The organism is Pseudomonas sp. P7758, assembly GCF_013386485.1.
Lineage (GTDB): Bacteria > Pseudomonadota > Gammaproteobacteria > Pseudomonadales > Pseudomonadaceae > Aquipseudomonas.
This window is the reverse complement of the sequence record NZ_JACARS010000081.1, coordinates 1-10,482: the sequence shown is the minus strand read 5'-3', so window position 1 is coordinate 10,482 and position 10,482 is coordinate 1. Positions and strand designations below refer to the sequence as shown.

Sequence of the window (10,482 nt, the reverse complement as noted above, 5' to 3'; positions counted from 1 at the left end):
CATGACGGCGGCCCACGGTCCAAAGCCGGAGTGAGGGCACACCGAGCCTAAGCGAGGTGCCGAGTGGTGGGGCAAGAGCGTTTTGCTTACTTTTGCGCTGTTCAAAAGTGAGCCGCTGTAAGAGCGGAACCGATATAAGCCATCACCCAAATAATGGATATGCCCCCGATCCAAATCCCCCCCCTCAACTGTTAAGCCTCTCCTGCCGCACGCCGTGCATCGGCCTCACCTCATCCCCCAAACAACGCCGACAACTATAAACCCCCAACACCACCGGCTTTTTCTGCTCCCCACGCTCCACCCAGGTCGGCGCAACAAACCGATACCCCTGGCCCGTCGCCGTCGCGATATACACCGAATCATCATCCCCCAACGCCCGACGGATCGCCTTGATCTGCGCCCGCAGGTTGCACTCTTCCACCACCAACCGTGGCCAGGCGATGTCCAGCAATTGGGTCTTCTCCAACAGCTCACCAGGCCGCGAAGCGAGGGCAATCAGCAACGTCAGGGCCCGACTGCCCAGGCTCACCGGCTCACCGTTTTTCAGCAGCAGATGACGTCGGGGCAGCAGTTGATAAGGGCCAAAGTGGATTTCAATAGCGCTGTCTTCAAGGTGGCCGCGGTGTGAATACGTCATGTGATTAACCTTTGTGCATGTTCAAAAACACAACCCCGCGCGGCTCCCTTCGCGCAAGGCTGCAAGGGAAGGTCAGGTGTTGATCGCCGGGATCGGGTCTTCAGGATAATCACCCGGCTCCGTAGGCCCGCCAGTCAAACCGTATTGCTTGAGCACCGGCGCAAGCTGGCCATAGAACGCGTCCTGCGCCTTGCCATGGGCATCAGCCAGGGCGAAGGGCAGGAACGCGCTGCCGATCCCGCCAAGGATCGCCGTTGCCCCGCCGAGGATCCCGCTGATGGTCCCGGCCACCGCGCCGATTTCCGTGGCCCCGTACAACCCGGCCCCGGCTTCCACCAACCCGGCCACCGCCGCACCCGTACCCAGCACGCCGGTGGCCACCGAGAAACTGCCGCTCAGGTAGTCGCCTTTTTTCAACGAGTCGACACCGCCAATCACCCCGATCACACCGCCGATAATCCCGCCCGCCGAGCCAATGATCTTGCCGGCCGCGCCGAGGTTGGCGATTTGCTGCGGGCTCAGCGGGCCCTTGCCCACCGGTACCTTGCCGGGGAAATCACCAATGGTGCCGCCATCCGGGCGGTTGACCCAGGTGATACCGTAACCCGCTTCCTTGGCGTATTTGGTGCCGCCCTCCATCAACAACCCGGCAAATTGCAGCCCGGCGGATACCCGGTTCGCGTCCGCCACCGGCGTGTTGCTGCCGCTGGCCGAACGGGCCATCAGCACGCCGCTCATCAGTACTGCGCTGCCGATGTGCAACAGGCCTTGCTTGAATGCAGGGCTGACGTCGCCGAACTTCATGCCTTCGATGGCCTTGGGCAGTGCGTCGGCGATCTTGTTGCCCTGGCGTCCGATGTCCCATACCGAACGCAGCATCGACACCACTTGCGCCGGGTCGATCTTGCCGCCATCCGAGGTGACGAACATCTCTGGATCTTTTTGCTGGGCGTCGTTGATCGCGGCAGTGACCTTGGCTTCGTCAAAGTTGCCCTTGCCGTCCCCCAAGGTGATGTTCAGGGTGTCGGTGGTGGCGCCGCCGAGCAGGGCGTCGCCAAGGGCTTCGTTGAAATTCACCTGCAAGGTGGCGGCGTCATCCGCCGAGGCCTTGTCACCGAGGAAGGCCTGGGCCGAGGCCGTGCTGGCGGCGAAGCTGCTGGCCGCCACGGTCGGGTCCATACCGCCGGCCACCGCGTCGGTAAAGGCCTTGCCGGTCACCAGTTGGTTTTTGTAGTACTGCTGGATGTTGTCGCTTTGCCCGGCCTTGTCGGCGATGCCGGTCAGGTCCACATGGCCGTTGCCCCCCAGCGCCAGGTTGGCGATGGTCGTATCGTTGGCCGCGTTTTGCAGGCCCATGCCCATGTCGATCTGCTTGCCGTTCTGGTCCTTGGCGTTGAGGTTGTCGTTAAGGTTTTTGCCGGTCTCGATGTCGTCGGTGTAGTAGTTCTGCATCGCGACTTTCATCGCCGGGTTGCTGTCGACGATGTCGGCCAGTGCCGGGCCGCGATTGTTTTGCAGGAAGCCTTGCACGTCCGGGTCGGCCGAGAGGGTTTCGATGCCGCTTTGCAGCTGTGCCTTGATCTTGTCTTCGTTGGGGTTGAGGCCGTAGTGGGGCGAGGTGTACTTGTCCATCAACCCGGCGTGGGGCACGTAGTCGCTGACCAGCAGGCGGGTTTGTGCATCGGTCAACTGCACCAGCACCGCGGCTTTCTGTTCGCCGCTGTAGTTCTGCGGGTTGGCCAGGATGTCGGCGGTCAGGCCCGAGGTGTCGACGCCTGCGACCGCATCGCGGGTGGCGGCACCGTCGAGGAAGGTCAGGGTGTCGCTGTCGGTTTTCGGCGCCTGTTTTTCGAGCCAGGCGCCGATGTTGTCGCGGGTGCCGATGCCGTCCGACTTGCCGGTGGCGGGGTTGTCGCCGCCGGTTTCCAGGGCGTGGAACATCCCGGGTCTGGACCACATGGCCGCCGCGCCGGTCAGCTCGGTGCTCAGGGCCGAATCGCTGCCCAAGGCTTGCAGGTTGTCGCTGCGCAGCATGCCGTCGTTGCTGCGCTGGTTGGCGTCACCGGGGCGCATCGCCGGACCTGCGCCAGCGGCCAGGCTCTCGTTGGCCATCAGGATTGCCGCCGACTTGGCATTCGCCTTGGCCAGGTCACCGGGTTTGCTGCCGAGGAAACTGCCATAGGATTTCGACGCGGCGCCGAGGTCCTTGCCGGCGTTGTCGATGAAATGGTCGACATCGGAATGGGTGATCACATTGTCGGCCTTGCCACGCCCGCCGGTATCCAGCGCGGCCATCAGGCTCGGGCTGCTGGCCACGTACTTGAGTACGGCCTGAGCCTCGGGGGGGAGTGTCGTGGGTGGGTTGGCGAAGTCGATCGGCGCGCCATGCAGGCCCCAGGCGTCCCAGTTTTGCGAGAGCAATTGCGCGGCCGCCTTGGGCCGGTTCAGGTCGAGTTCTTCCTTGGTCGGCGTGCCGCTGGTGTTGCCGGTGATGGTGTCCCAGTCCTTGGCACCCGACACGCCAAACGATGAGGTGTCGATCCAGGACGTGTCCGAGGCGCCCGCCGCGCCGGTGCTGCCGGCATACAGTTTGGCCACCTGGTCGTACAGCGCGGGGGTGATGTCCTGGGACACGATCACCTTGTCGCCCGACGCCGTGGTATAGCGAATCAGGCCCGGGCCGACTTCTTCGGGCGGGCCGATATTCGCTGCCGGGTCCATGGTTTCCATGGGGCCGGCCAGGCGGTAGCCCTCGGCCTGGCTGGCATTGATCGCAAAGAGCTTGGCCGAGTCGCCGCTGACCTGGGCGAACAGCGCGGGTGTTTCCTTCTGGCTGACCACGATTTTGTCGCCGGCACTGGTCTCGTAGCGGATCAGTCCCGGGCCCAATTCGGTGGTACTGCCGATCGCCTTGTAGTTGCCCAGGCCAGGCGCCACGGTGCTGGCGTCTGCCTCCTTGTAGCCGGCGCCTTTGCTGTCGGCCAGATTCTTCTCAAGGGTCGCGTCGCTTTGCTGTGCGTTGTACTGGTTGACCAATTGCTCAAACAGCCTGGGGTTGTCGATCTGCTTGAGGGTCACCGGTTTGTCGCTGCCCAGCGGGGTGTAGGTGATGCTGTTGTTCACCGGTGCCTGCACGTTCTGGTACGGCAGCGGAATGGACGGCCCGCGGATTTTCGAGGGGTCGAATACCGGCTTGTCGACGGCGGTGAACAGGGCTTTTTCGAACGTGCTCCGGGAGCCATCCGGGCCTTTGTTGTCGGCAGGGTCAAGGCCATTCGGGATCGCAGTCATAGATCACCTGGAAGTTGTTTTATATCAGTCGATATTTAGTGCAAGTGCACTAACTGGGGCGGGCGAAAGTTGCGAAGTGTTATTGGGTTAACCCGCGCCGAGCTATCAAACGCGATGATCAAGTCGGTTTTGTTACAAATGGAAATATCTGCAAAGTTGGGCAAATGGCTATTAGTTAAAAGTGTGAAGTTGTCGGATTTATTTTCTGGAATTGTTGAGTGATCAACGTTTTTACCCAGGGGTAACGGGCTCGTAAATTGTTCGAGTTGGTTCGTTTTCCAGGTTGTGCCCCCGTAAACATTGGGTCTCGTCGTGTATTGGTTTTTTAACAAAAGTTCCACGCCCGCGCGGCGATGAGATTTTCTCAACGGCACGTTGAGCCGGATTTTTCACAGCACCTGCCATGAACGTTTCACAAGCTTTCACAGCGAAGGCGTTTTGTTCGTGAGTAGTATGGTTCCCATGCAAACCGACGGCTGCATGGCCAACTCACTGTCTGACGCTGGGAGTTTGTTTCGGTTTGCATGCGGCTTAACTTCCCTATCGATGCAAGGAGATTGAACATGGCTACTACTCCACCAGTAAGTGCAGGCGGCGCCGACGACGCTATCGCGAAGATGGAAGCAACTTTCAACATGGCCATCGAGAAGTCGGCCAAGATCACCGAGATCAGCACCGCGAAAAAAGCAGAGCTCGACGCCACCAAACAGCGTCCGCAGAACTGATTCGCCATGCGGGCAGCGCCGGCGCTGCCCGTATACCTGCCTTACCCCGTTGCACCGTTGTTGATCGGCACAGGCGTCGTTGCGGCCTGTGATTCTCAAGGGGGCAAACCCAACCATGACAGCCTTGATTTCCCTGGGCCTGCCCGCCGCGAACGGCGCGCCGACCCTGCTCGTGACCCACGGTTTGCACCAGGGCAGTTCCCTGATGCTCGACCAGCCGGTCTACACCCTTGGCGCCGCCCTGGCGGCCGACCTCCAGCTCAGCGATCCCGGGATTGCCGAGTTGCACCTGCGCCTGCGTTTTGAAGGGGCCCAGGTGGCGGTCGAGGCCCTCGGCGGCGATGTACTGATCACCGGCACTGCCGGCGATATCCGTATTCCCCAAGGCAGCGGCCATCGCGCGCGGCTGCCGCTGCAACTGCGTATCGGCACGGCGGGTGTGAGCCTGGCGCTGCCGGGCAGCCCTGAAAAAATCCCTGCGACGACACGCACGTTAACGCCTTGGATCATCGCCACCGCGTTGCTCTTTGTGTGCGCTGGCGCCCTGGCATTTCGCAATGATCCACCGCAAGCGCAAACCGTAATGCCGGTTGCCGAAACAACCGCAGCCAAGCCTTCCCGTGCCGAGGCCAAGGCCTGGTTCGAAGGGCAATTGCAGGCCGCCCACCTGGACGCCGTGAAGGTCAACGACATCGATGGCCAACTCAACGCCGTCGGCTCCTTTGAGCGCGCGCAAAAGCCTCAATGGGTCGCCCTGCAACAAGCCTTCGACCAGCGTTACGGCCAGCAGATCGTGCTCAACCCGCGGGTCGCCGTGCGTGCAGATGCGGCCCGGCCAAGGGTGCGCTTTCAAGCCGTGTGGTTCGGCGCCAACCCCTACGTGATCAATGACAGCGGCAAGCGCCTGTACCCCGGCGCGGCCCTGGCGGACAACTGGGTACTGGAGCGCATCGAGAACAACCAGGTGATCCTCGCCCGTGGCGAAGAACGCTTCACCTTCACCCTATGACGCTGCTTTTTTCAGCTAAGGCCCCGGGATGAAAGTCGAACCCCGTCCGTTGATTCCCAGTGACGTGCGCAGCGCGCCGGTCGATGCGATCCGCCCGGTCAACTCGCGCCAGGCCACGGCTTTCGAAGCGTTGCTGAAAACCCGCAAGGTCCAGTCCCGCCGCTCCCTGCGCAGTGACCTGGAAGAACTCACCAGCGCCGCTGGCGTCGACTCGCTGCTGTTCGGCAGCGCACGTTCCCTGGAACTGCTGGAACACGTGATGCAGCACCTGTTGCCGAACCTCGACGCCGAGCCGCAGATCAAGGCGCTGGCCCATGACCTGATCAGCGAGGAAATCGAGATGCGCCGCACCCTCGAACAACAACGCTCGGAGGTCCAGGCCTGATGCCCCGGGACAACGACGACGCGGTGCAATTGCTCAAGGGCATTGGCGAGCTGTACCGGCGCAACGGCCAGTCCCAGCGCGCGCTGGTGATGTTGCTGATTGCCGTGAGTGTCGCGCCCGACGATGGCCAACTGTTGCGCTCGCTGGTGCTGGCGTTCACCGACAGCGGCGACTTCACCCGCGCACTCGCGGCCCTGGATCGGCTGGTCGCGCTGGAGGGTGAGTCTGCCAGCCTGTTGCTGCTGCGTGCCCGGGCGCTGTGGTACGGCGAACGCAAGGACGAAGCGCGCCAGTGCTTCAAACGCTACCTCGCTGCACGGAGAGCCGCGCCATGAACCTGCTCAATCGCCTGAACGGCATCGCGCGCATGGCCGCCCAGCGTACCGACGTGATCATCGTCGCGTTCATGCTGATGGCGATCGTGATGATGATCATCCCGCTGCCTACCTACCTGGTGGACATGCTGATCGGCTTGAACATCGCCCTGAGCATCCTGATCCTGATCGTGGCGTTCTACATCGGCCACTCGGTGGAATTCTCCGCGCTGCCGCCGCTGATCCTGCTCAGCACCCTGTTTCGCCTGTCGCTTTCGATCACCACCACCCGCTTGATTCTGCTGCACGGCGACGCTGGCCATATCGTCAAGGCCTTCGGTGACTTCGTGATTGCCGGCCAGGTGGTGGTGGGCATGGTGGTGTTCCTGATCATCACCGTGGCGCAGTTCGTGGTGATCACCAAGGGCGCCGAGCGGGTCGCGGAAGTGGCGGCGCGCTTCACCCTGGATGCGATGCCCGGCAAACAGATGAGCATCGACAACGACCTGCGCAACGGCGATATCGACCAGGCCGAAGCCCGCCGCCGGCGCTCACGCCTGGAGCGCGAGAGCCAGATGTTCGGCGCGATGGACGGGGCGATGAAGTTCGTCAAGGGCGATGCGATTGCCGGGTTGGTGATCCTCGCGGTCAACCTGCTGGGCGGCATGCTGATCGGCATGATCGAGCGCGACATGGCCTTCGGCGCGGCGGTGCACACCTATTCGCTGCTGACCGTGGGCGACGGTTTGATCGCACAGATCCCGGCGCTGCTTATCTCGGTAGCGGCGGGCACTGTGGTGACGCGGGTCAACAGCGACGGCGAAGCGGGTGACCTCGGCAGCGAGATTCTCAAGCAGTTGGGTGCCAGCTACCGCGCCCTCGGTTTGACCGCACTGATCATGGTCGGCGTCAGCGTGATACCGGGCTTTCCGACCTGGGTGTTCCTCGGGTTGTCGCTGGTGTTCGGTGGTGCGGCCTTCGTGATGTACCGCCGTCATACCCGTGAAAACCAGGTAGAGCCTGAAGCGCTGGTCGAGACCCTGGAACCGGTGGTTGAAGTGCAGGCCGAGCAGGATTATGGCGTGGCCCCCGACACTCGGGTATTGCTGACCCTCGGCAGTGCGTTGGCCCTCAGCGCCCCGCGCCAACTACTGAGCCAACGCATCGAAGCGCTGTGTCACGACATTCGCAGCGACCTCGGCGTCGATATGCCGGTGCCGGGCATTCACATGGACGCCAAGGCCACGCCGGGCAGCTACCGCGTGTCACTGGAAGGCGTACCCGTCAGCGAAGGCGAGATGCCGATCAACTGCCTGCTGTTGCAGGACGATCCGGTGCATGTGCAGTTGCTGGACATCGCCACCCTGCAAGCCGATTCGCCCCTCAACGGTCGTGCCGCGCACTGGATCGAGCGTCAGCACGAAGACGCGTTGCGCAACGCCGGCATCGGTTTCCTGCTGCCGGACGAAGTCCTGCGTGGCGTGCTGGAACGCAGCCTGCGCCGCTATGCCGCAGACTTCCTCGGCATCCAGGAAACCCGCCTGCTGCTCGAACGCACCGAAGCCACCTACGGCGAACTGGTCAAGGAAGCCCTGCGCCTGGTGCCGTTGCAGCGGGTGGCCGAGACCCTGCGTCTGCTGGTGGGCGAGGGCGTGTCGATCCGCAATCAGCGGGCCTTGCTCGAAGCCATGGTGGAGTGGGGCGCCCGGGAAACCGATGCCGGCCGCCTGGCCGAACACCTGCGTGCAGGGTTGGCGCGGCAGATCAGCCATCAGTACGCCGACCGCAATCGGGTGATTGGCGCCCTGGTGCTGGCGCCGGGATTGGAAGACCAGTTGCGTGCGTCCCTGCGTCGCCAGGAGCCCAGCCGTGAAGTGATCCCCGAGGAAGTCAACCGCGCGTTGCTCGCCCAACTGCGCCAGGCCTGCGACAAAACCACTGAAGCCAACAGTGCGGTATTGCTGGTGCACCCGGAACTGCGCCGCAGCCTGCGGCGCCTGGTACTGCGCGGTGAACTGGAGCTGGCGGTGTTGTCGTTTCGCGAACTGGCCACCGAATACAACCTGCAAGCGCTGGTGACCATCAGCCTTACCGATATCTCCAACCGCCGTGCACCTGCCGCGGCTTCCGTCACTTCCCTGGCGTCTGCCTCATGATCCGTTTTTGTCTGCTGTTGCTGACGTTGACCTCGTTTTTCTGCAGTGCCCAGGACATCGCCAACGGTGCCCAGGGGTCTATCAACCTGGCCTCCGGTGAAGGCCGGATCCTGCATTTTGTGGCCCCGGTGGAGTCGGTACTGGTGGCCGAGCCGGGGATTGCCGACCTGCAAGTGGTGTCGCCCGGGGTGATCTATATCTTCGGCAAGGCGCCGGGCAATACCAGCCTGATTGCCCTTGGCAGCGACGGCAAACAGCTTGCCAGCCTGAGCCTGGCGGTCAGTAGCGCGACCCAGGCAGTGACCGCGCCGATGCAGGAATTGCATCCCGGCAATGGCGCGCAGATCAGCGGTGCCGGTAACCGATTGATCGCCAAGGGCACGGTGCGTTCGGTTGGAGAAGCGACGGATTTGAATGCCTTGCTCAACCCACAGGGCCAGGGCTTCCAGAGCGCGGTCAACACCACTGAGTACGCCGGTGCAGCCCAGGTCAACTTGCGTGTGCGCTTCGCTGAAGTGTCCCGCTCGGAACTGCTGCATTACGGGGTTAACTGGAACGCCATGTTCAGCAACGGCACGTTCTCCTTTGGCCTGATCACCGGCGGACCGCTGGCAGCCGCCACCGCCGGTGGCCTGGCGGCGGCGGGCAGCGGCTCGGGCAATACCAATATCGACGGCATGCTCGATGCGTTGCAGGCCAACGGGATCCTGCAAATCCTGGCCGAGCCGAACATCACCGCCATGACCGGGCAAACCGCGAGCTTCCTGGCGGGCGGCGAAGTGGCGATCCCGGTGCCGGTGAATCGGGACCTGGTGGGGATCGAATACAAGTCGTTCGGCGTGTCGCTGCTGTTCAACCCGACGCTGCTGCCCAACGGCCGTATCGCCCTGCAAGTGCGCCCTGAGGTCAGCAGTGTGGTGAGTGGCGGCACGGTGGATTTTGGCAATTTCCATGTGCCGTCGTTCAGCGTGCGCCGCGCCGATACGCGGGTGGAAGTGGGCAGCGGGCAGACGTTTGCGATTGCCGGTTTGTTCCAGCGTGAGAGCAGCCAGGACATCGAGAAGCTGCCGTTGCTGGGGGACTTGCCGATCCTGGGCAACCTGTTTCGCTCCAAGCGTTTTCAGCGCAATGAAACCGAATTGGTGATTTTGATTACGCCGTACCTGGTGGAGCCGGTGCGCAGTCGCACCCTGGCCACGCCGCTGGATGCACAGCCTGCGACCGCCGCAGCGGCGGGGCCGCGCAGTGGTGGGGCGTTTGGTTTCTACATGAATTGATGAGGGGGCATGGCATGAAAGTTTCGCGTTTGTTGATGTGTTTGCCCCTGTTGGTGGTGGGCTGCAAGACGCATCTGGCGCCGGTGTATTACTCGCCGCAGTATCAGGCGGACGGGGTGCCAAGCCAGTGCCAGCAGCCGCCGGCCAAGGACGAGATTGGACTGGACGAGGATTTCAAGGCGACCTTGCCGCTGGGCTGCGCCAACAATTTGAATTTGATGCAGATGGTGGAGCAGCGCCAGGATTTGAATCAGGGGCGGGCGACGGGGCCTGCGATGGCGGCGCCGGTTGGGCGGGCGGCGCAGGTGTATATCGAGGGGTTTGATCGGGAGCAGTTGCAGCGGCGTCAGGCTCAGCAAGAGGCCAAGGCGGGCGCTCCGGGAGCGGAGCAATGAACCTGCGTTCACATGTCCTCTGTGGGAGCTGGCTTGCCTGCGATAGCGGTATTCCAGGCCCAGCAGATCCATCTGCCACACCACCATCCAAATGTGGGAGCGGGCTTGCTCGCGAAAGCGGACTGATAGGCGACCCGGATCTTGAAGCTTACCGCGTACATATCCATTTCTGCGGTAACGGCCACTTAGGGTTCCGCTCTTACAGCGGGTCACTTTTGGCAAACGCCCCAAAAGTAACCAAAAGGTCTTTGCCCCACCACTCGGCACCTCGCTCAGGCTCGGTGTGCCCTCAC

General features: G+C 62.8%; 9 protein-coding genes. 7 read left to right on the top strand and 2 right to left on the bottom strand.

Annotated features, from left to right (window positions below; genetic code table 11):
* Positions 1-184: 184 nt before the first annotated feature.
* Together HX873_RS17965 and HX873_RS17960 are read right to left on the bottom strand one after the other, a co-directional pair.
* Complete coding sequence (locus HX873_RS17965; RefSeq protein ID WP_177009710.1) at positions 185-637, bottom strand: winged helix-turn-helix domain-containing protein; 453 nt, start codon at positions 635-637, stop codon at positions 185-187.
* Between the two features lie 72 nt (positions 638-709).
* A complete protein-coding gene (locus HX873_RS17960; protein ID WP_177122997.1) occupies positions 710-3,928 on the bottom strand; it encodes a type III effector HrpK domain-containing protein in 3,219 nt (1,072 codons plus the stop codon).
* A gap of 563 nt (positions 3,929-4,491) precedes the next feature.
* Between HX873_RS17960 and HX873_RS17955 the strand changes: the two genes are divergently transcribed.
* The 7 genes from HX873_RS17955 to HX873_RS17925 all read left to right on the top strand — a co-directional run bounded on the left by HX873_RS17955 (position 4,492) and on the right by HX873_RS17925 (position 10,189).
* Positions 4,492-4,653 (top strand): hypothetical protein, encoded by a 162-nt coding sequence (locus HX873_RS17955; protein WP_003207273.1) that lies wholly within the window; start codon positions 4,492-4,494, stop codon positions 4,651-4,653.
* A 115-nt stretch (positions 4,654-4,768) separates the two neighbouring features.
* Positions 4,769-5,662 (top strand): FHA domain-containing protein, encoded by an 894-nt coding sequence (locus HX873_RS17950; RefSeq protein ID WP_102606208.1) that lies wholly within the window; start codon positions 4,769-4,771, stop codon positions 5,660-5,662.
* A gap of 28 nt (positions 5,663-5,690) precedes the next feature.
* Complete coding sequence (locus HX873_RS17945) at positions 5,691-6,047, top strand: hypothetical protein (RefSeq protein WP_177009712.1); 357 nt, start codon at positions 5,691-5,693, stop codon at positions 6,045-6,047.
* A complete protein-coding gene (locus HX873_RS17940) occupies positions 6,047-6,382 on the top strand; it encodes a lipopolysaccharide assembly protein LapB (RefSeq protein WP_087694813.1) in 336 nt (111 codons plus the stop codon). The genes HX873_RS17945 and HX873_RS17940 overlap by 1 nt, the downstream gene beginning before the upstream one ends.
* A complete protein-coding gene (sctV, locus tag HX873_RS17935; protein ID WP_008433174.1) occupies positions 6,379-8,517 on the top strand; it encodes a type III secretion system export apparatus subunit SctV in 2,139 nt (712 codons plus the stop codon). Before HX873_RS17940 ends, sctV begins: the two co-directional genes overlap by 4 nt.
* Positions 8,514-9,794, top strand: a complete 1,281-nt coding sequence (locus HX873_RS17930; protein ID WP_008433173.1) for a type II and III secretion system protein family protein — start codon at positions 8,514-8,516, stop codon at positions 9,792-9,794. Before sctV ends, HX873_RS17930 begins: the two co-directional genes overlap by 4 nt.
* Before the next feature lie 14 nt (positions 9,795-9,808).
* The gene (locus HX873_RS17925; protein WP_003207261.1) at positions 9,809-10,189 is read left to right on the top strand and encodes a hypothetical protein; all 381 of its coding nucleotides are present in this window, start codon (positions 9,809-9,811) and stop codon (positions 10,187-10,189) included.
* Positions 10,190-10,482 lie beyond the last annotated feature (293 nt).

Coding starts and splice junctions, on each gene's coding strand:
- sctV (WP_008433174.1), top strand. CDS start 6,379: ATGAACCTGCTCAATCGCCTGAACGGCATCGCGCGCATGGCCGCCCAG.
- HX873_RS17950 (WP_102606208.1), top strand. CDS start 4,769: ATGACAGCCTTGATTTCCCTGGGCCTGCCCGCCGCGAACGGCGCGCCG.
- HX873_RS17925 (WP_003207261.1), top strand. CDS start 9,809: ATGAAAGTTTCGCGTTTGTTGATGTGTTTGCCCCTGTTGGTGGTGGGC.
- HX873_RS17955 (WP_003207273.1), top strand. CDS start 4,492: ATGGCTACTACTCCACCAGTAAGTGCAGGCGGCGCCGACGACGCTATC.
- HX873_RS17945 (WP_177009712.1), top strand. CDS start 5,691: ATGAAAGTCGAACCCCGTCCGTTGATTCCCAGTGACGTGCGCAGCGCG.
- HX873_RS17960 (WP_177122997.1), bottom strand. CDS start 3,928: ATGACTGCGATCCCGAATGGCCTTGACCCTGCCGACAACAAAGGCCCG.
- HX873_RS17940 (WP_087694813.1), top strand. CDS start 6,047: ATGCCCCGGGACAACGACGACGCGGTGCAATTGCTCAAGGGCATTGGC.
- HX873_RS17930 (WP_008433173.1), top strand. CDS start 8,514: ATGATCCGTTTTTGTCTGCTGTTGCTGACGTTGACCTCGTTTTTCTGC.
- HX873_RS17965 (WP_177009710.1), bottom strand. CDS start 637: ATGACGTATTCACACCGCGGCCACCTTGAAGACAGCGCTATTGAAATC.